Below are 20,842 nucleotides of genomic sequence, written 5' to 3' on the forward strand. Positions count from 1 at the left end.
TCGTGCTCCTTTCCTAAAGGAGCACGAATTTTTTTTGGATAAAATTAGGTCGTAAATAGAATGAATGGTTCTAAATACTCAATATTATGAATTATCAAAATAATTAAAAAGATGGATACAGCCTTTGTGGGAAAGTGTGTAAAGTAAGAATCATCACAAAGGAGGTAAACACATGAAAAAAGTTGTTTCTACATCACTAATCGCAGGCGTCTTGCTCGTCCCACAATTGGTCGGTGCGGCAGAATTGAAGTCAGGCACTCTGACGAAACCATCAGAAAGTGCGCCGACAACCATTGTAAAAGAGTATGTCAAATCAAAGGGTGAGTTCAAGACGATCGAGTCGAAATCAGACAAAGTCGGGAAAGTGGTTAAACTCCAACAGACAGTTGATGGCGTGCCCGTATTCGGTGGTGTGGTAGTCGGTGTCGTAGATGAAGCGGGTCAATTGAAGACAGTCGTGGATGATGCGAAATCGGTCAAAAATCTACATAAGTCAATCAAGTTAACTGAAAAGAAAGCCATTGCGAGTTACAAAAAGCTTGTCGGTCATAAAGGGGCCTACGAGCTCGAACCGGAAGCAGAATTGATTGTCTATCCAAAAGGTGACAAGTCGGTCTATGCATATCAAGTGACCGGAACGATCCTTGAAGCGGAAGAGCCATCACGTTGGACATACTTCATCGATGCGGGGACGGGTGAGGTACTCAATAAATTCGACCAGTTGGCTCACGCGAGACCGACGAACGGTGTGACAGGTACGACCTATACGGGAACGGGAATCGATGTTCTCGGCTACAGCCAAACGTTCAAGACAACGAAGAGCGGATCTTACTATTATCTCCAAGATTCAACGCGTGGGAAGGGAATCTATACGTACGATGCGAAAAACCGTACGACACTCCCAGGTTCGCTATGGGCTGACGTGGATAACGTCTTGAACACGACTTATGACCGTGCCGCTGTCTCTGCACACGTCAACGCGACAAAGACATATGATTTCTACAAAAACACTTACGGACGGAACAGCTATGACAACGCCGGAGCTGCATTGAACTCAACGGTTCACTATAGCCGTAGCTACAACAATGCGTTCTGGGACGGAAGTAAGATGGTATACGGAGACGGAGACGGTCAAACGTTCACGTATCTTTCAGGTGCGCTTGACGTAGTCGCTCACGAATTGACTCACGCGGTCACGGAGTACACGGCAGGATTAATCTATCAAAACGAGTCCGGGGCGATCAATGAAGCAGTATCGGATATCTTAGGTACAGTGGCGGAATATAGCGTCGGCACAAACTTCGACTGGTTGGTAGGGGAAGACATCTACACACCTGGTGTAGCGGGCGACGGACTTCGTTCGATGGCGAACCCGGCTGCATACGGTGACCCAGATCACTACTCGAAACGTTACACAGGCACACAAGACAATGGTGGGGTTCACATCAACTCAGGTATCGTCAACAAAGCGGCATACCTCTTAGGTAACGGTGGATCGCACTACGGCGTATCGGTGCAAGGAGTAGGAGTCATGGCGATGGGGGATATCTATTACCGTGCCCTCAATGTTTACTTGACACCAACGTCTAACTTCTCAAGCCTTCGTCAAGCGGTCGTACAATCTGCGAAAGACCTTTACGGTGCGACAAGTCCGCAAGCGGTATCAGCTGCGAAATCATTTGACGCTGTCGGAATCTACTAAGTTCTCAACATCTCTTCCGAAATTTTCGGAAGAGATTTTCTTATGCAGTTTTTGGGTAAATCAAGGTTGAACGTCGAGCGAAAAGGAGAACGAGTATGAACACGAAGGATTTTATTGTGTCACCGGACAGCAAGATTCAATTAGATGATTATCCGACGACAGTTTCAGACAAACCGAAGGATGAGACGTTGACGACTGAACTCATTCCGAACAGTGTTGAGCGATTAAAAGAACTACATTGGCGATTATATGCCGAGAGTAAGAAAGGGATTATCGTCGTCTTGCAGGCGCTTGATGCGGGTGGGAAAGACGAAGCGATCAGCTATATCTTTTCAAATTTGAATGCCCAAGGACTGAAGACGAATGCGTTTCAAAAACCTTCCGATACGGAGAAAAAGCACGACTATCTGTGGCGAATGCATGATTTGTTACCTGAAAGAGGACAGGTCGGAATTTTAAACCGATCCCATTACGAAGAGGTCATTGCGCCTCGTGTCCATGATTTGTTGGGGGACGAAGTACTTCCGGAAAAAATGGACCAGGAAGAGGTCTGGCAGATGCGCTATCGTCAAATCAACGATTATGAACGCTATTTACATGAAAACGGATTCGAAGTCATCAAGTTCTTTTTCAATGTATCTAAGGATAAACAACGAGATCGCTTGCTTGAGCGGTTAAAGGATCCGAAAAAGAATTGGGAATTCTCCTTCAGTGACATCGAAGAGCGGCAGCATTGGGAAGAATATCAAGGAATCTTTGCCGAGATGTTGTCGCACACATCAACGGAAGTCTCACCCTGGTATGTATTGCCGGCAGATGATGAGTGGTATAGTCGTTTTATTATTTCGTCAGTCATGATTGAAGTTCTTGAACGCATTGATCCACAATATCCGACTTTCACGGATGAGGAACAAGAGCGAATCGACGAGGCCATCCAAACCCTTGAGAATGAGTAAGGCGTGGCGTTCTCGTGAACACTTAAAAATCCCCTTGCACTGAAAGCGAATTCAAGCTAAAGTGATACAGTAGATTAAAGGTCAGACATCTGTACAAAGGGGTAATGAGTGTGGGTAATGTAAGTTTACTATTCGGTGGCGTCGCACTGTTTTTAAATAGTCTCGTTCTTCTCGGGAAAGTGGATAGCAAGAGCGCAGGATTTTTTAGTTTGTTTACGGGACTCTTACAAACGTTTATCGCCACATGGTTATTGATTGGGGCGAGTCCAGAAGAGCAATTCGGTCATGCGAGTATCTATCTATTTGCGTTCACTTATTTATATGTAGGGGTGACGTTTATTTTGAATTTAGACGGACGTGGCGTTGGCTGGTTCTCATTATTCGTTTCGATTGCAGCTGCTTTTTACGGTGTGATGGCGATTGCAGAAAGTGATCCGATGGGGGCATTGACGTGGTTCTTCTGGTCATTCCTTTGGGCGCTGTTCTTTTTTGGAATGGGACTCGGGAAACCGAACGAGACCATCACAGCACGTGTCGCCCTCGTATTATCATGGTTGACGCTGATTGTCCCGGCGATGGTTGGGATGGCTGGACTGATGAACGGATGGTATGACATGGTTTGGTGGGCGGCGAGCGGTACGGCAATCCTGTACTTCATCGTTTCTGTCAAGCGTACGAAACAGACGATTGAAATTGCTTCATGATGAATTGAAAATGATCCGAGGTCATCGAGCGCGTTCAAGTCGTGCCCGATGTCCTTTTTTATTGAACGCTGAAAGGTCGATATATGCAATACTTAGAAAAATGGAAATGAATGATACGGTACGAATGTCGTTAATTCTCAAAAAGTGGGGTTGAGTTGATGATTGCACTTGAAGCGTTGAAAAGTAGGCTTGTAAATAATCGAATCGAAATTCAAAACGAAGAGGGATATGTGGACACGTTACACTTTTCATTCAGTGAGCCCGCGACGGAAGTTGAAATCAAGCGATTGAAGCAAATGATGCCAAATGACGTTATCCAATTTTTAAAGAGTCATAATGGTGTTGAACTATTTGTCCATCCGACATATGGTGGAGGGATTCGACTCTTTAGTGTGGATGAAATCATCGAATATCGTGAAATATGGGAGTGCCCTGAACAATTCATCCCCGTCGGTGTCGGGAGAGATGGGGAATGGATTGTTTGCGAGGTCTTAAGCGAAAATGAGAACTACATTTGGATTGGGGAATTTTTGACGTACGCAAATGACACCGAAAAACTTCCGGTGGATTATAGACGCTGGCTCGACTATTTGATTGTCGCCCAAGGTGCTCATTTTTGGGATTGGTTCAGAGGTTAAAAGATGATGACTGAATATTTGATTTGAATGATGACTTTGAAATGCGCACTCTTTATTGAGTGTGCTTTTTTACAGTTATTTTGTGTCTGAAATGTGAAAAGTGGGAATGAGGAAGCTAAAGGAGGCGAAAGCAGATGAGTGATGGTCTCGTGTTATTACTCGGATTACTTTTATGTGGTTGGATGCTGTTTGCCGTCGTATTTGATGATAGAATAAAAAGAAGAATTTGATGGCCCGTCTCGTGAAGAGACGGGTTTTTAATTGAGGAGTGAGATGTATGAAAAAAACACCTGTCGTCGTCATCGTCGGGCCGACCGCTGTTGGCAAAACGAAGACGGGCATCGAACTAGCTAAAGCGTTCGACGGCGAGATCGTCTCGGGTGATTCGGTTCAAGTATACCGGGGCATGGACATCGGTTCAGCAAAAGTAACGAAAGAAGAGGCCGAAGGGATCCCGCATCATTTGATTGATATTTGTGACCCGGATGATGCTATGAGTGTCGCGATGTTCCAACAATTGGCGCGTGCCGCCATCGATGATATTTATGCCCGTGGCAAGTTACCGATTATCGTCGGTGGGACGGGGCTATACATTCGCTCGATCTTATATGATTATGAATTTGTGGAGCAACCTGTCGATGAAGCACTGCGGGCTGAACTCGAACGGTTTGCAGAAGTCGAAGGGCGTGAAGCGCTACATCAACGATTGGTCCAACTTGACCCAGAGCGTGCGGCTACGATTCACCCGAATAACGTGCGTCGTGTCGTACGGGCGCTCGAGGTGGCGATGCAAGGTGATACACAGACAACAGACAGTGCGCCATCCGAACATTATGATTATCGATTGTTCGTCCTCCACGCAGATCGTGAGATATTATACGACCGAATCAATCAACGCGTCGATGCGATGATGGAAGCAGGACTTGTCGAAGAAGTCGAACGACTTTTGGCACAAGGATATCGTGATACGCAGGCGATGCGGGCCATCGGATATAAGGAAATGATTCCCTTCATCGATGGAAAGATGTCGAAAGAGAAAGCGACCGACTTGCTTAAACAGCACACAAGACAGTTCGCGAAACGGCAATTAACTTGGTTCCGTCATCAATTTGATGGAATTTGGGTGGATATGGGTCGAAAATCATTTGAACTATCATATAAAAATATTTATGATGATGTAGAGGGGTTTTTTCGAAAATTCCGATTATTTTAAAGAGATAAAGACTAGGGGGAATCCAGCATGAAAGCGAGCTACAACATTCAAGACCATTTTTTGAATCAACTTCGAAAAGAAATGGTACCAACGACCGTATTTTTAGTAAGCGGGTTTCAAATTCGAGGTGTCATCAAGTCATTTGATAACTTTACTGTCATCGTGGAGTCGGAAGGTCGTCAACAATTGATCTATAAGCATGCGATTTCGACATTCTCTCCGGCACGTAATGTAACACTATATGAGCCGGATGCAGTTGAAGTAACAGAAGGATGAGCATAAGAAAAGGAGCGGCCCGGGGACCGCTCCTTTTCTTATGCCGTTTTTGTCGTTCCGGGTTGTTTGATTGCTTCAAGAACACGCTGGATAGCGCATCCACCGAGGAGCGAATCCATTTGACCACAAATCTGAGTCGGCGTTGAACGATGTAACAATGCGTATGTTCGCTTCCAAGCACGCTCTGCTGATTGGATTCGGACGAGAAGATCGGCGTGGCTCAGTTCTTTTAGTTTATCAATATTGAGTCGGTTAGTTCGAGCGAAAGCAGACAGGATAACCGCCTTCGCTAACGGCGTCTGAAGAGGATAACCAGAAAGCTCAAGCGCCGCCATAGCCCCTTTCATCTCATGCTCGACGATTTTGTCGAGTGATGCATCTTTGGCATATGGATTACCGGAAAGATGCGTGAGTGACTGTTCTAAGTCCTGCATCCCTACCGGACAAGTTGACCCTTGCAGAATATGTTCAATGGATTGTTGCTCTTGTGCATAACGTGTCGCTTCCCCCGAGGCGATGAAACGTTCATACGTATCGATTAATGAAATCATTATCGTTTCCCCCTTTATCGAACTACCTTTATCGTATCAATAATCGTAAGCGCTTTCAATATAATGATGGCAAAATCGACACCCTACTAGAAAGTATGTTCGCCTAATAGACGGAAACACGATACAATGTCATAAGATGCGAGGAGGGAATAATTATGAACTATTATCAACAAATTGATCCGGTCATCGGTTCATCGATGAACCATGATCGATTTCAAATACCACTAATAGACAAATCAAAGGACCGTTTAGACCAGTTAGCCGATGGGGCCCCTGTCCAAACAAAAGCGCTCGTCAGTACAGTCGAGGTTAGAGAAGGGAAGAATGGTGCGAAATGGCTTCAACTAAGTGTCACGACGGCGAACGGGATGATGCGTGCCAAACATTGGCTCCGTGGAAATGAAAGTGAACTGCTTCCAATCTACGAGTCGGGTGTCATCGAATTATCCGGGAAAATCGATGTCTATCCAAAACCGGATGGCGCCAAATCGATTACGATTGACCGCGTCCATCCTATCTCAAAAGATGAGGCAATCTCGTTATTACCAGGCTTGCCAGGGGATGAGACGATGGAGCAGTTTGCGGATGAATTGTTCAGTTTGATTGATACGTTGTCACCGACCTATCAACAGATCGCCTACGGCCTCCTTGATTTCGTTTGGGATGATTTCGTACTATCGCCAGCGGCACTCTACCACCATCATAACTATGCGGGAGGTCTATTGAAGCATACCGTGTGTATGCTTCGTCTCGGCTATCGGATTCAAGAGCAAGATGACTATTTGGCGATGGTGTTTCGTGTAATCAAAGAAGCGGAGCAGTTGCACAAAGTCGACCTTTGGAATACGATGAACGGTGTTAAAATCGAACAGGCATATAAAGGAACGTTTGAATCGCTGTATGCCGCCTGTGAAGCGATGGCCGAGCGGAAAGAACCGTTGAATTGGGATGAACTCGCACTTGGAATCCTCTTCCACGACATCGGAAAAATATATGAATACAGTCATCTGTTATCTAGTCCGAATCGTTTTGAGAAGTTATCTCCTGTTGAGGGCACAAGTGAAACGACCGGCATCTCCATCAACCCGATGGGCACACTAATTGGGCATATGCCATACGGTGGGCTATTGTTTGAAGAAACGTTACGCCAGACGTCGACGCGACTGCCATTGGATGTCCACCATCGAATCTGGCACATGATTTTATCACATCATGGGAAACGTGAGTGGGGATCGAGTGTCCTCCCGATGACAACGGAGGCTTGGATGCTTCACTTGATTGATTTATTGGATGCGCGTTATGAGAAATGGGCTCGCGCGCACGAAGATTTGTAAGAAAAGGGTGGTATCATGATTCCCGTACAATTAGTGACCGGGTTTTTAGGAGCAGGCAAGACAACGTATATGAACCGCTTACTCGCGGCGACGGATGAAAAAATTTGCTTGATCGTCAACGAGCTCGGCGCGATAAATATCGATGAACAATTGATCGTCAAGATGGACCAAGAGCAAATCGAACTCTCAAACGGATGTATTTGCTGTTCTATCCAAAATGATTTGAGTAAGACGTTCTATCAATTGGCTGCAAAGCAAGAAACATTCGACCGGGTCATCATCGAGACGACCGGTGTCGCGGATCCCGCACCAATCATTCAGACGATTTACTATGATGAATATTTGCGACAACACTTCAAAATGAATGCCATCTTGACGGTTGTGGATGCCAGTCAAATGGATCGTGAACTGTTCAAAGAAGGGATTCATCAAATCGCTTATGCCGATCTCATCTTGTTAAATAAAACCGATTTAGTGTCGACGGATGAACTCAATCAAGCACACCGCCGAATCGAGCAACTCAATCCGACGGTGAGGATTGTAGAGACGATTCAAACAAAAGGCGATTACGAATTACTTGAGAATACGTTCCAACTGTCACGTGTCGATGAACAGAAGTTGAGTCAACTGACAGAGACGAGTGAATCGGTCTCTTCCCTTCGTGCGATCACGTTGAGTGCCGAGCGTCCGTTGTCTCGAGAGCGCGTGACCCGTTACGTTCGTGAAGTATTGATGCACTATGAGGATGCGATGTATCGGATGAAGGCGATTGTCCGCTTACAGGATGAGGAGCGCAAGTTTGTCATTCAAGCGACGAATCAGTTGATGGGCGCAACATTTGCAAATGAGATGCATGAAGGGGATCGTTCCGTATTTGTTTGGATTGGGAAGGAACTAGACCAAGATGCACTGGCACGGGGATTAAAAGCATGTGAGGTGGAGCAAGATGAAGCTTATTCTAGTTGACGGATTTAATTTATTGTCACGTTATTATTTTGCAACGGAGCGAAGACGAGCACAAGATCCGGAAGTGACGGTAAAAGGATTGCTTCGGAAGGTGGATTCTTGGACGACAGACTTTTCCCATATCGCTTTCTTTTGGGACGGGACACGAGAGTCCACACACCGCTACGCGCTGTATCCTGAATATAAAGCAACGCGTAACGGACTTCCGGAGCCGCTCTTTGAAGACTATTTGAAATTAAGGTCTGCTTTGGATGAACGAGGCATCTTACAATCCGAGTTGACGGGATATGAGGCCGATGATTTGATGGGCGCCGTCGCGACAGCGTTCCCGGGCGAATCGTACCTCTATTCTTCAGACCGCGATTTACTTCAGTTGTTGTCTCCGAACGTGTTTCAAATCATGCCGAAAAAAGGTGAGGAGCAGCTCGTCAATGAAGCTTCTTTTGAAATGATGTACGGGGTGAAACCATATCAGTTTGTCGACGTGAAGGCTTTGCAGGGAGACTCTTCGGATAACATCCCGGGGGTGCGTGGCATTGGTCCGAAGACGGCGACGATTTTGATTCAGCATTACGATACGATTGAGACGCTTTATGTGCATGTTCAAAATGAAACACTTGAAGCGCCCCATCAAAAGTATGCCAAAAAACTAGACGGCCATGAAGAAATCGCCCTCTTATCGAAACGACTGTCTCAGATTGATATCCATGCTCCTGTCAATACAGATTGGGAGGCGTACCGGTTTGGTTCACATTTATTTTGACGCGGCCACCAATCAGACGACTGGAGATAATGGAATCGGTGTGTGGATCAAGTCGTCCGACGGTACGGTATCGACGTTTAAACGTCGCATGCAAGGATTGACAAGCGTTCATGCGGAATTGGTTGCATGTGCTTATGCACTGGAACAAGCTCATGCATTAAAAGATGAAACCTCATTCATGCTGTATTCCGACGCCGAAGTGATTGTTCGCGCATTAGAGCAACGTTTCATGAAAGATGCATCGGCGAAGCCTTTATTTCTGAAAGCACTGATTGCCTACGATGAATTGCCGACCGTGTTCTTAAAATGGGTCCCACGAGCGGAGAATCGAGCGGATGTGATTGCACGTGACGCATTGAATGGAATGAATTAAGCGACCGAGATCATTCTTGGTCGCTTTTTTGACGGAGTCATTTCTTTTTAGATGGTTTTTCGCTAAAATGAAAGCGTAGTCAACTATAGAGGGGGAATTATACATGGATTATCGGATCGAACGGGACACAATGGGGGAAATTAAAGTTCCAGCTACGGCGAAATGGGGAGCACAAACGCAACGTAGTCTTGAAAACTTTAAAATTGGTGCAGAGAAGATGCCACTTGAAATCGTATCCGCATTTGCCATTTTGAAAAAAGGTGCCGCTTTAGCAAACGCTGAACTCGGTGTACTCGAGGAAGAGAAAGCAGCGATCATCGCAGAGGTGGCTGATGAGATTTTAGCAGGGCAACATGACGCAGAATTCCCGCTTGTCGTCTGGCAGACAGGGTCGGGCACGCAGTCAAACATGAACGTCAACGAAGTCATTGCGCATCTTGCGAATGAAAAGTTACAGGCTCGTGGAGCATCTATCACGATTCATCCGAATGATGACGTCAACAAATCGCAAAGCTCGAATGATACGTATCCAACTGCGATGCACATCGCCGCCATCCTTTCCGTACAAGATGATGTCCTTCCAGCAATCGACTCGCTTTATCAAACTCTTTCACAAAAAGCTGAGGCATTTATGGATATCGTCAAAATTGGTCGGACGCACCTTCAAGACGCGACGCCGGTCACACTCGGTCAAGAAATCAGTGGGTGGGTCCGGATGCTTGAATTGTCAAAACAGATGATCGAGCGCACGATTGAGCCACTCACGGAGCTTGCACTTGGAGGAACGGCCGTCGGAACTGGGATCAATGCACACCCTGAGTTCGGTGAAGTTGTAGCTAAGAAAATTTCAGAAGAGACGGGTAAACCGTTTGTGACAGCCGTCAACAAGTTCCACGCTCTCACGAGTCACGATCAACTCGTTTTCACACATGGTGCATTAAAAGCCTTAGCGATGGACGCGATGAAGATTGCGAACGACGTGCGTTGGTTGGCTTCTGGACCACGTGCAGGAATCGGAGAAATCACTATTCCGGAGAATGAACCAGGAAGTTCAATCATGCCAGGTAAAGTCAACCCGACTCAAAGTGAGGCGCTCACGATGGTTGCCGCACAAGTACTCGGAAATGATGCGACAATCGGTTTCGGGGCGAGTCAAGGGAACTTTGAATTGAACGTCTTCAAACCAGTCATTATGTATAATTTCCTACAGACTTGTCGTCTATTGACGGACAGCTTACATTCTTTCAATGATCACTGCGCTGTCGGAATCGAGCCGAATCATGAAGTGATCTCACATAATGTGGAGCAGTCACTCATGCTCGTTACAGCACTCAACCCGCATATCGGATACGAAAATGCAGCAAAAATTGCGAAATTGGCACATAAAAATGGTACTTCTTTAAAAGAAGCAGCCTTGGAAACCGGTTTATTGACTGAAGAACAATTTGATCAATGGATTCGTCCGGAAGAGATGACGTCACCGAACTTAAAAGTGAAAAAATAACACAAGGCGGTCGCAAGACCGCTTTTAGTATGTCTTTTTTAGGGCATAAGTCCTAGTAATATGTAAAACAATAGAAAATAAATAAGGAAATAGTTGTATTTCATCCTGAGAAGTCGCATAATCGAAACATAAGAGAATTCGGGGAGTACGAACATAGGGGGGACGGGAATGGAGCAAGGTCAACTCACTGAGCGTATACATATTATTTTGAAAAAGATAGCGGAGTCGAGACAAATTCCAAAAAGCGATATCGAGTTTCTACTCGATTGGATGAAGAAGGAAGTTCGGCAACGACGATTGATGCATTTGTTAGAAATCTTTAGTCGTGTCGAGTCTGACGCGAAGGAGTTGCCAAGCGTCCTCACACATGCGGAAGCTTTGACCTTGATCTCTCCTGTGAAACGCTATATCCATACCGTCTTAGGGATTGAACAGGAGGATGAGGATCTCGTCCTCATCTTATCCGCAAGCTTTTCTACATTTAGTCGTTACAAGTCGCGCGTCGAGAAGCTCGGAGCACGTCCGGTATTTTTGCAGACACTAGAAGAGGCCGTCGAATACGATTATGAGGATGTGCCGAAAGCCATCATCATGGACGTTGAATTATGGCCACAATTTAAAGAGCGAGATATCCAATCTTTCGTTAGCAAGATGAGAAAGCTCTATGTTCCACTTATTGTCATCGGAACGAATGAACATTATCGTCTTGCGGCCTATTCATACGGATTCGACGATTATTGGGAATCGTGGGTGCCGATGGAGGAACGATTGGTGCGTCTCGGACTACATATCGAAAAATCACGTCTCGTATCAAAAGCGTTACTCGTGGATGAATTAACGGGTGCTTTCAACCGTAAGTATTTAAAGGCGACCTTTTCTCGGTTCATCTCGAGATTGGAGCGGTCTGGTGAGAGTTTTGCTGTCGCACTTCTCGATATCGATCACTTCAAACAATTGAATGATACGTTCGGTCACTCGTATGGCGATGACGTTCTTCATCGCGTTTCTGAAGAAATCCGTCATGCCATTCGTTCTAGTGATGAGCTCATCCGATACGGAGGAGAAGAATTCTTAATCCTCTTGAATGTCTCAGACCGTGCGATCGTCGAATCGGTACTCGAGCGAGTCCGAACACGTATCGAAGAAATGGAATTTCCATACGACCATCAGGTGACGGTGTCGATTGGATACACCCGAGTCTGCCAGACAGGCTATACACTCGGTGAATGGTGTGCCTACGCAGATGAGGCGCTGTATAAGGCGAAACGAGATGGTCGAAATCGTGTCGTCCGATACACTTCTGCTGTTCGTGAGGAGAAGCGAATCGCCTATGTGACGATGTCTGCCAATACCTATACATCGCTTGCTGATCGACTCCCCAAAGAGCATCGCCGATATGAAGTCGTATACCGTCCTTACGAGGCGTATTCTTGTAATGACAATATCGAGATGTTCGTCTTGGATGATGCGCGTGCGCAAGAAGCGAAAGGGACGTTGTCTGCTGTGAAAGAGCAACGAGGCAAATATAGTCACATTCTTGCTGTATCGAAACGAACGGCGTCTGAACTCGGAGCAATCTATGACGATTATGCGGATGGAGAACAGGACGAAGTCATCACGAGAAAAATTGAACAGTGGCTGGAAAAATTGCCAGACTAAAAAAACAGACATCATGATGCGATGTCTGTTTTGTCGTATTGTTTGAATGAAAAGGCATATGCATGTGTTTCGTCTTGCGGGTGGTCGATTGTACTCGTAATTGACCATTCCCCAATCCGTTCGGGATAATACGTATCGGCCTCGAACGATGCAGCGACTTCCGTTGCATAGATCCGGCTCGTCATTAGCATCGTCTGCTCATATAACGTGGCGCCACCGATGACAAACCATTCTTCATCTTGACTCATTTCGACGAGACGGTCTAAATCATGCCAGACTTCGACTTGATCTGCTGAAAAGGAAACATCTGATGTGACGACGATATTGCGTCGGTTCGGTAACGCTTTACCGATGGACTCAAACGTCTTTCTTCCCATCACGACCGTTCCGCCAGACGTGATGGTCTTGAAATGTTTCAAGTCATCTGGCAAACGCCATAATAAGTCATTATCTTTTCCGATTTCACGACCTAATCCATATGCGACGACGTGTGAAATCATACGCTCACTTCTCCTTTGATGTGCGGATGCGGATCATATCCTAGAATTTCGAAGTCTTCAAAACGGAATGATTCGATTGAAGGGACGTCTCGGACAATGTTGAGTTTTGGTAGCGGACGTGGGTCACGCGACAACTGAAGTTCCACTTGTTCGAGATGGTTGTGGTAGATGTGTGCATCACCAAGGGTATGGACAAAGTCGCCGACTTCGAGTCCGGTCACGTGTGCGACCATATGCGTGAGTAGTGCGTATGAGGCGATATTGAACGGTACCCCTAAAAACGTATCAGCGCTCCGTTGATACAATTGACACGAAAGCTTTCCGTCAGCGACATAGAATTGGAACAATAGGTGACACGGCGGCAGGGCCATCTCCTCTAGCTGTCCTGGGTTCCATGCCGAGACGATCAACCTTCTTGAATCTGGGTTCGTCTTGATTTGGTCAATCACTTGAGCCAACTGATCGACAGAAGAACCGTCCGGGCGTGGGAAAGAACGCCACTGTGAACCGTATACTGGACCAAGATTGCCTTCTTCGTCTGCCCATTCGTTCCAAATGCGGACCCCGTTATCTTGAAGGTATCGGACGTTCGTCTCTCCTGAGATGAACCATAATAGTTCGTGAATGATGGAACGAATATGTAATTTCTTCGTCGTGATAAGGGGGAACCCTTCTTGCAGATTGAAACGCATTTGGTAACCAAATACACTCGTTGTCCCGGTCCCGGTCCGGTCTTCTTTTACGACACCATGGTCGAGGATGTGTCGACATAAGTCATGATATTGTTTCATACGTGATGTTCCTCCTTCTCAATCTCCTACCACTAAAGGTATCAATTGTGGGAAGGAAACACAAGATATAGTGTCGTGAATCAGGATGAATCCATATACTGAAAAAACAATCATGATTCTTCGTTTTCGTGACAAGCGGTTTCGGGTATAATGGGGAATGAACAAAAGGAGGGGTTTGATGAAATTACAAGGGAAGAAAGTCCTTCAACTTGTCAGTAATGACTTCGAGGATTTAGAGCTTTGGTACCCGGTACATCGCCTTCGTGAAGAAGGGGCGCACGTGATCCTCGCTGGGGAAAAGGCCGACCACGCATATATCGGTAAATATGGTGTGCCAGCAAAATCTGACGTGGCGTTTGATGATGTGGACATCACATCGTTCGATGCGATTCTCGTGCCAGGCGGATGGTCACCTGACTTATTGCGCCGTTTCGATTCGGTGAAAGGATTCGTCCGTTATATGGATGAACAAAAACGACCAATCGGTCAAATCTGTCACGCCGGTTGGGTGTTGATTTCTGCGAACATTCTAGACGGGGTGAACGTGACGAGCACGCCGGGAATCAAAGATGACATGGAAAATGCGGGAGCGATTTGGCATGATGAGCCGGTCGTCGTCGATGGACATATCGTCTCAAGTCGTCGTCCGCCAGACTTGCCAGATTATATGCGTGCGTTCATCGACGTGTTCGCAAAACAGTAACTGAACCATAAAGGAGCTATTCAACGTTGAACTTAAAATCGAATCCATTACTTCGTAAATCAATGCAGTCCACAGCTTTCAGTGCCGAACCGATGACGAAAGCAGGTACATGGTCTAAGGTGTTCACCTTGCTTTTACTCGTGACAGCGGCAGCCGGTACGACATGGCTTGTCGTCCCGACAATCGGAGAAGGGCTCTTGTTCCCGCTCATGATCGGGTCACTCATCCTCGGCTTTATCTTTGCTTTGCTCATCACGTTTAAACCAAATACGGCTCCGGTCGTCGCACCCCTTTACGGGATTATCGAAGGTGTCTTCGTCGGCTCGATTTCGTATTTCTTTGAAGCGATGGTCCCTGGTATTGTGGGACGTGCCGTATTAACGACGTTTGTCGTCGCCTTTGCGATGTGGTTTGTCTATACGACAGGGCTTGTCAAAGTGACACAGAAGTTTAAAGCCGGTGTCATGGCAGCCATGTTCACAGTCATGTTGTTATATCTCGTGCAACTCGTGATGAGTTTGTTCGGTTCAGGCTTGGCATTCATGACCGGTTCAAGCCCACTTGCGATCGGTGTTCAATTCGTGATTGTCATCGTCGCTTCACTCGCTCTCGTCTTAGATTTCGACTTTATCGCAAGTCAAGTCGAAGCTCGGGCTCCGAAACAGTTGGAATGGGTCGCGGCATTCGGATTAATCGTCACGCTCGTGTGGCTCTACATCGAGTTGTTAGATTTACTTTATCGTCTAGCGATGAGAGAATAAGAATCAATCATCGATCCGTTGGGTCGATGATTTTTTTACGAAAGGGTGTGTCCATCTGTCTGCGCAAGACAGATTTATGATGAAGAAAATAGTGATTATCGGGTCAGGGATCGTCGGTGTTTCGGCTGCCTATCATTTAGCTGGTAAAGCGGATGTAACGGTCATTGACCGGAAAGAAGAAGGAAGAGCAACGGATGCGGCGGCTGGAATCGTATGTCCGTGGATTGCGCAGCGACGCAACAAAGCTTGGTATGCACTGGCGAAAGGCGGAGCAAGCTATTATCCTAAGGTCGTCAAAGAGCTGGAGGCTGAAGGGGAGACGGACACCGGATACAAACGTGTCGGGACGCTTGCGCTCCATGAAGAAACAAAGCTCGACCAGATGATGGAGCGAACGTTGCTTCGTCGAGAAGAAGCGCCAGAAATCGGTGAACTCGAACGACTGACTGCTGAAGAGGCACAACATCGTTTCCCACCGTTATCCGATGAATACGATGCACTCTTCGTGACAGGAGGGGCTAGAGTCGACGGCGGACGCTTTCGCGCTGCACTTGAGAGAGTCGCTATCAAGCGTGGCGTCACATTTGTCAACGGTTCAGCACGGTTGACGAGCGGAGATGAGATTGGTGTGGAGTGTGACGGAGTGAGATATGAAGCGGATGAAATCATCCTTGCGACGGGTGCTTGGTTACCGGAACTGTTACAGCCTCTTGGATATACGGTACGAGTCGAAGGGGAAAAGGCCCAGCTCGTCCACGTCCAGTTGAAGGATACAGATGCATCTGACTGGCCGGTCGTCATGCCGCCACGACGCCGCTATTTACTCGGATTTGACGACGGGAAAGTGGTCATCGGTTCGACACATGAGAAAGGAAAAGCGTTCGACGTTCGTCCGACTGCAATCGGAGTACACGAAGTACTGACGAAAGGTTTGGAGTCGGCACCTGGACTTTCCGAGGCAGAACTCGTGGGGACGAAAGTCGGCTTCCGTCCGGTCACACCGAATTCAATTCCCGTACTCGGAAGGGTGCCTGGGGCAGAAAAACTGTTGGTCGCCAACGGTCTGGGATCATCCGGTTTGACGGTCGGCCCGTTCATCGGAAAAGTGTTGAGTGACCTCGTTCTGACAGGAGACGCGGAAGTGGATCTATCGCTCTATCCAATTGAAGACTTTATCTATCACACATAAAAAAGGTGACTGTCTGCTTGCTTGAGACAGTCACCTTTTAGCGTTTCATGACTCCATTCAAAAAGAAATGAAAGTAGACTTCCATCGTTTCCTTCATATTCTCGATTGAAAACTGAGGATCGGACAGGATAGCCTGTTGCATGAATTGTACATAGCGTAAATAAGAAGAAGTGGATAACGTCGAATCAATTGACCCTTGGGCCTTCCCGTATTCAATCAACCGGGCGAAAGCAGTATATCCTCGAGTCGCAAGCTGTTCCCAGTTCGGGTCTTGTTGAATCATTGCTGTGATGGTCTCGTCAAAGAGAACCGCCGACTGGATTTTTCGTGTTAGGATCTCGACGAGTAACGCATCGAATGGAGCGTTCGATTCAATCGCATGTTCAATCCAACTCATCTGCTCTTCTGTCATCTGCTTTAGGACTTGCACGATAACCTGGTCTTTTGACCCAAAGTAATTATAGATAGATACGGGGGAGACGTGCGCTCGACTCGCTAACTCACTGATTGTGAATCGGGATTGTTTTTCTGCCATCAAGTCATAGGCGGCACGTAAGATCGCTTGTTGTTTTTCTTCGGTGCGTTTCGCAAATCCATCCATTGATTTAAGCGCTCCTCTCTCTAGTTTTGTAATCAATATACCATTTCCATTTCAAAAAAGAACGTGATATACTAGTTTTGTAATCATATCGTTCAGATATTACAAAAAAGGAGGGTTCGAGATGATTCGGATTCAGCGATTGACGAAACGATTTGATGCCACACATGGTATTTTTGACGTTTCACTACATGTATCACCAGGTACAATCTTCGGATTCATCGGACCGAACGGCGCTGGGAAATCCACAACGATTCGACATTTGATGGGTCTTTTGAAGCCGAGTGAAGGCAAGGCGACCATCAACGGATTCGACTGTTGGCAGGAGACGGAGCAAGTGAAACGGAGTGTCGGCTATTTGCCAGGAGAAATCAATTATCCCCAGAACATGACGGGAGAAGAAATCATTCGATTGACGCGCCATTTGCACAAAACGAATTCGGATCGTGAACGGCAATTACGTGAACGGTTTTCATTCGATGAGGCGACGAAAGTACGGAAGATGTCAAAGGGGATGAAGCAAAAACTCGCCATCATCACCTGTTTCATGAAAGATGTGCCCGTCTATATATTGGATGAACCGACGAGCGGATTAGACCCGCTCATGCAAGATCGTCTAATCGATTGGTTAATTGAAGAAAAGCAATCTGGGAAAGCGATTCTCATGAGTTCTCACCATTTCCCTGAGATGGAACGGACGTGCGACCGTGCCGCGTTGATTAAAGATGGACGCATCATCATCGAAGAGGACATGGAACAATTACGACAACATAGCGTGAAACGGTACCGAGTCGAATTTTCAACGGAAGCGGAAGCCGTTCGATTCGCGGCCGATTCTGGTGAACGGGACGGCATGCATGTTGAGGTCACCATCTCGACACCGATAGAGCTGAACCACCTCATCCGAACATTGGCGGAGTTTCAGGTTCAATCACTGACAAGTGGCACAGACGAGCTCGAACATCTATTCATGCAGTATTACGGGGAGGCGACATGACATGTTAATTCGCTCCATGTTGAAACAGAATCGCAGTTGGATTCTAGGATATTCAGTCGGGACTAGCATATATCTCTTTTTCTTAGCCGCAATCTTCCCATCTATTCAAGAAACAGGATTGATTGAGGCAAAATTAGAGTCGTTGCCACCTGAGCTTCTCGATGTCTTCCAAATCGATGCGTCGATGGCGATGGACAACGTCCTCAATCTATTGTCGAGTAACTATTATGGCTTGATTTTCTACGTCCTCGCAGTTTTATTCGCATTGACTTTCGCCTCGAAACTGTTGGCCAAACCGGTCGATTCTGGAGAAATCATGCTGTATATGGCGGCCCCGATTTCTCGAGTCACGTATGTGATGTCAAGCTTTGTTGTGTTGATTGTGGCAGTCGGGCTATTTGTCGGTCTAAATGGGTTGAGTTTAATGGCAGCGGACCTTCTGTTCGATTTACAAATCGACTATGCGGTATTGTGGATGCTTCAATTGAATGGAGCGCTCATGTTGCTCGTCCTAGGCGTAGCCGCTTATGTGATTGCGAGTCTGTTCGATGATAGTAGTAAATCCTATATGGTGACGGGTGGAATCTTCACGTTCTTTCTCATGGTGAACATCATCCAAGGAGTGAGCGATCAATTCGATTGGATGTCAAACCTCTCATTCTTCTCTCTCTTTGACGCCGGTGCCATCATGCGTGAGGAATATTGGGGAATCCATTTCATCTGGTTACTCGGTCTCCTGACCATCTTTTCAGCACTCTCGTTCATCCGATTCACCCGAAAAGATTTGACGATTTAGTTTTCCGAAATAAATTCTCGGGTATGATACAATCAGCTCGTTAGAATGAAAAGGGGATGAATGAGATGCTTTACGCAACATTACGAAATAAGGTCGAAATTCCGATGATCGGCTTTGGTGTCTGGAAGGTCGATAATGAAACCGAGGCACCAGCTGCTGTCGTTGAAGCCATCAAAACAGGCTATCGTCACATCGATACGGCTGCAATCTATAAAAATGAAGAGGGCGTTGCGAAGGGAATTCATCTCTCAGGTGTAGACCGCTCTGAATTGTTCATCACGTCGAAGATTTGGAATGATGACATTCGTGAAGGCAAAACGAAAGAGGCATTCGAAGACTCGTTAAAACGACTCCAGACAGATTATTTGGACCTTTGTCTGTTGCATTGGCCGGTAGATGGGTTCGTCGATGCGTGGAAAGATCTCATCGATTTATATGAAGCCGGAAAAATCAAAGCAATCGGTGTATCCAACTTTAAAGAACACCACTTAGAAACATTGAAAGAAGCCGGTCTGATGGCGCCACTCATCAATCAAGTTGAACTTCATCCACAACTCCCGCAACCGGATTTGTTGGATTACTGCCAAGATGAAGGGATTCAAATCGAGGCATGGAGTCCACTAATGCAAGGAAAGTTTTTAGACATCCCTGCTTTTTCTGAGATTGCAGAAAAACATGGGAAGACGCCGGCACAGATAGTTCTCCGTTGGCATCTTGAGTCTGGTCATGTCGCGTTACCGAAATCGGTGACACCACATCGAATCCGTGAGAACTTTGATGTATTCGACTTCTCACTCGATGCGGACGATTTGGCGAAAATCGATCAAGTGGCGACAGGGGAACGTCTCGGACCAGATCCAGACGAAATCGACTTTTAATTGAGAAGGGGTTCGCATATGCGAGCCCCTTTATACGTGTAGAGTCACATGGATGCGGGTATTGAATATTATGTTACAAAAGGAGGTGTTTGATCTTCATTTAGAAGATCGTGCTTATGGACTTATCAAAATGGCCGATTGTAAACTGGGTCGCTTTTTTAGCGACCGTCGTCATCAACTATTTCGCGAGCGGCGACAACGCGGCGGTTTCGGACCGCATCGATATCTACTTTAAGCCGGCAGGGTACGCTTTCTCAATTTGGGGTGTCATCTATGTCGCGCTTCTTGTCTGGCTGGTGCTCCAGTCGAAGAAAGGGACGACGGCGAATCGTCAAGCCGAGCGAATGAAAGCCGGATTTTTAGTCTCTTGCGTGTTGAATGGTTTATGGTTATTGGCATTCACGAACGAATGGTTCGTCGTCTCACTTGTCATCATGGTGTTGTTCCTGGCGACGCTGTGCTGGTTGTATTACATCGCTTTTCGAACGTCTACGAGTTGGCTCGATCGGTTCCCGTTCTCCATCTACATCGGCTGGGTATCAGTCGCGACCATCGTCAACACGTTCGTTGTGATGAAGACGGAACAGATCACGTCGCTGTTAGGTCTTGATGAACTTGCCTGGACCTCACTTATGCTGATGGTCGGTGTAGTCCTTGTCCTCCTCTTTATGTGGTGGCATCATGATTTCATCTACCCACTCGTATTCGTCTGGGCGTATATCGGAATCTTTGCTAGAATCGAAGAAGGCACACTCTATGTTGTGATTGTCAGCGCCCTTGCATTGCTAGCGATTGGGTATATCGGTTTGATTTTGTGGAAACGTCCGAAATCGTTTTTGCATCATACGCGTAAAACAGTAGAACAATAATCAAGAAAAGGGTATCTTCAGGATATCCTTTTTTGCGTTCTGAAGAACCTATAAATAAATAATATTTATGGATATTTATTCTTTATTGAACATAACTAAAAACGATAAATCCATTGATAAC

23 protein-coding genes are annotated in these 20,842 nt (G+C 46.4%); 19 read left to right on the forward strand and 4 right to left on the reverse strand.

Annotated elements, in window-relative coordinates; translation table 11 throughout:
* Positions 1–172 precede the first annotated feature (172 nt).
* The 6 genes from KNO78_RS03395 (at position 173) to hfq (ending at position 5,489) form a co-directional block, all read left to right on the forward strand.
* Positions 173–1,702 (forward strand): M4 family metallopeptidase, encoded by a 1,530-nt coding sequence (locus KNO78_RS03395; protein ID WP_159562219.1) that lies wholly within the window; start codon positions 173–175, stop codon positions 1,700–1,702.
* Between the two features lie 95 nt (positions 1,703–1,797).
* Positions 1,798–2,658, forward strand: a complete 861-nt coding sequence (locus KNO78_RS03400; protein WP_214690980.1) for a PPK2 family polyphosphate kinase — start codon at positions 1,798–1,800, stop codon at positions 2,656–2,658.
* Positions 2,659–2,762: 104 nt separating this feature from the next.
* Positions 2,763–3,362 (forward strand): AmiS/UreI family transporter, encoded by a 600-nt coding sequence (locus KNO78_RS03405; protein WP_251125237.1) that lies wholly within the window; start codon positions 2,763–2,765, stop codon positions 3,360–3,362.
* A gap of 158 nt (positions 3,363–3,520) precedes the next feature.
* Positions 3,521–4,000, forward strand: coding sequence for an SMI1/KNR4 family protein (locus tag KNO78_RS03410; protein ID WP_214690978.1), 480 nt, complete (start codon positions 3,521–3,523; stop codon positions 3,998–4,000).
* Positions 4,001–4,277: 277 nt separating this feature from the next.
* Positions 4,278–5,213, forward strand: a complete 936-nt coding sequence (miaA, locus tag KNO78_RS03415; RefSeq protein WP_196430636.1) for a tRNA (adenosine(37)-N6)-dimethylallyltransferase MiaA — start codon at positions 4,278–4,280, stop codon at positions 5,211–5,213.
* A 27-nt stretch (positions 5,214–5,240) separates the two neighbouring features.
* On the forward strand, positions 5,241–5,489 hold the full coding sequence (gene hfq, locus KNO78_RS03420) for an RNA chaperone Hfq (protein ID WP_012726185.1): 249 nt from the start codon (positions 5,241–5,243) through the stop codon (positions 5,487–5,489).
* 38 nt (positions 5,490–5,527) lie between these two features.
* On the opposite strand, the gene KNO78_RS03425 is transcribed toward hfq, so the two are convergent.
* Positions 5,528–6,040: a hypothetical protein gene (locus tag KNO78_RS03425; RefSeq protein ID WP_214690977.1), complete on the reverse strand. Its 513-nt coding sequence runs from the start codon at positions 6,038–6,040 to the stop codon at positions 5,528–5,530.
* 155 nt (positions 6,041–6,195) lie between these two features.
* Here KNO78_RS03425 and KNO78_RS03430 point away from each other — a divergent pair, with 155 nt between their 5' ends.
* From KNO78_RS03430 to KNO78_RS03455, 6 genes are all read left to right on the forward strand, one after another.
* A complete protein-coding gene (locus KNO78_RS03430) occupies positions 6,196–7,374 on the forward strand; it encodes an HD domain-containing protein (protein WP_214690976.1) in 1,179 nt (392 codons plus the stop codon).
* A gap of 15 nt (positions 7,375–7,389) precedes the next feature.
* Entirely contained in the window at positions 7,390–8,340 is a 951-nt protein-coding gene (locus KNO78_RS03435) for a CobW family GTP-binding protein (protein WP_214690975.1), read from the forward strand.
* Positions 8,321–9,103 (forward strand): 5'-3' exonuclease, encoded by a 783-nt coding sequence (locus KNO78_RS03440; protein WP_214690974.1) that lies wholly within the window; start codon positions 8,321–8,323, stop codon positions 9,101–9,103. The genes KNO78_RS03435 and KNO78_RS03440 overlap by 20 nt, the downstream gene beginning before the upstream one ends.
* A complete protein-coding gene (locus KNO78_RS03445) occupies positions 9,084–9,476 on the forward strand; it encodes a reverse transcriptase-like protein (protein WP_214690973.1) in 393 nt (130 codons plus the stop codon). The genes KNO78_RS03440 and KNO78_RS03445 overlap by 20 nt, the downstream gene beginning before the upstream one ends.
* A gap of 103 nt (positions 9,477–9,579) precedes the next feature.
* Positions 9,580–10,980: a class II fumarate hydratase gene (fumC, locus tag KNO78_RS03450; RefSeq protein ID WP_214690972.1), complete on the forward strand. Its 1,401-nt coding sequence runs from the start codon at positions 9,580–9,582 to the stop codon at positions 10,978–10,980.
* 168 nt (positions 10,981–11,148) lie between these two features.
* Positions 11,149–12,639, forward strand: a complete 1,491-nt coding sequence (locus tag KNO78_RS03455; protein ID WP_214690971.1) for a GGDEF domain-containing protein — start codon at positions 11,149–11,151, stop codon at positions 12,637–12,639.
* A gap of 11 nt (positions 12,640–12,650) precedes the next feature.
* Here KNO78_RS03455 and KNO78_RS03460 read toward each other — a convergent pair whose 3' ends face one another.
* Complete coding sequence (locus KNO78_RS03460) at positions 12,651–13,139, reverse strand: dihydrofolate reductase (RefSeq protein ID WP_074037102.1); 489 nt, start codon at positions 13,137–13,139, stop codon at positions 12,651–12,653.
* Entirely contained in the window at positions 13,136–13,930 is a 795-nt protein-coding gene (locus KNO78_RS03465; RefSeq protein ID WP_074037101.1) for a thymidylate synthase, read from the reverse strand. The genes KNO78_RS03460 and KNO78_RS03465 overlap by 4 nt, the downstream gene beginning before the upstream one ends.
* Before the next feature lie 178 nt (positions 13,931–14,108).
* On the opposite strand from KNO78_RS03465, the gene KNO78_RS03470 reads away from it, so the two are divergent.
* The 3 genes from KNO78_RS03470 (at position 14,109) to KNO78_RS03480 (ending at position 16,583) form a co-directional block, all read left to right on the forward strand.
* Complete coding sequence (locus KNO78_RS03470; RefSeq protein ID WP_074037100.1) at positions 14,109–14,633, forward strand: type 1 glutamine amidotransferase domain-containing protein; 525 nt, start codon at positions 14,109–14,111, stop codon at positions 14,631–14,633.
* 26 nt (positions 14,634–14,659) lie between these two features.
* Entirely contained in the window at positions 14,660–15,394 is a 735-nt protein-coding gene (locus KNO78_RS03475) for a Bax inhibitor-1/YccA family protein (protein WP_214690970.1), read from the forward strand.
* A gap of 79 nt (positions 15,395–15,473) precedes the next feature.
* Positions 15,474–16,583 carry an NAD(P)/FAD-dependent oxidoreductase gene (locus KNO78_RS03480; protein ID WP_214690969.1) on the forward strand — a complete coding sequence of 370 codons (1,110 nt, stop codon included), beginning with the start codon at positions 15,474–15,476 and terminating at the stop codon, positions 16,581–16,583.
* 37 nt (positions 16,584–16,620) lie between these two features.
* On the opposite strand, the gene KNO78_RS03485 is transcribed toward KNO78_RS03480, so the two are convergent.
* Positions 16,621–17,184 (reverse strand): TetR/AcrR family transcriptional regulator, encoded by a 564-nt coding sequence (locus KNO78_RS03485; protein ID WP_214690968.1) that lies wholly within the window; start codon positions 17,182–17,184, stop codon positions 16,621–16,623.
* A 121-nt stretch (positions 17,185–17,305) separates the two neighbouring features.
* On the opposite strand from KNO78_RS03485, the gene KNO78_RS03490 reads away from it, so the two are divergent.
* The 4 genes from KNO78_RS03490 to KNO78_RS03505 all read left to right on the forward strand — a co-directional run bounded on the left by KNO78_RS03490 (position 17,306) and on the right by KNO78_RS03505 (position 20,721).
* On the forward strand, positions 17,306–18,178 hold the full coding sequence (locus tag KNO78_RS03490) for an ABC transporter ATP-binding protein (protein ID WP_074037097.1): 873 nt from the start codon (positions 17,306–17,308) through the stop codon (positions 18,176–18,178).
* A gap of 1 nt (position 18,179) precedes the next feature.
* Positions 18,180–18,974 (forward strand): ABC transporter permease subunit, encoded by a 795-nt coding sequence (locus KNO78_RS03495; RefSeq protein WP_214690967.1) that lies wholly within the window; start codon positions 18,180–18,182, stop codon positions 18,972–18,974.
* Positions 18,975–19,039: 65 nt separating this feature from the next.
* Positions 19,040–19,852 carry an aldo/keto reductase gene (locus tag KNO78_RS03500; protein ID WP_078146830.1) on the forward strand — a complete coding sequence of 271 codons (813 nt, stop codon included), beginning with the start codon at positions 19,040–19,042 and terminating at the stop codon, positions 19,850–19,852.
* Positions 19,853–19,968: 116 nt separating this feature from the next.
* Positions 19,969–20,721: a tryptophan-rich sensory protein gene (locus tag KNO78_RS03505; RefSeq protein ID WP_214690966.1), complete on the forward strand. Its 753-nt coding sequence runs from the start codon at positions 19,969–19,971 to the stop codon at positions 20,719–20,721.
* The last annotated feature ends 121 nt before the right edge of the window (positions 20,722–20,842 follow it).

Source organism: Exiguobacterium sp. s132 (assembly GCF_018617235.1).
In the GTDB taxonomy this organism is placed as follows: Bacteria; Bacillota; Bacilli; order Exiguobacteriales; family Exiguobacteriaceae; genus Exiguobacterium; species Exiguobacterium profundum.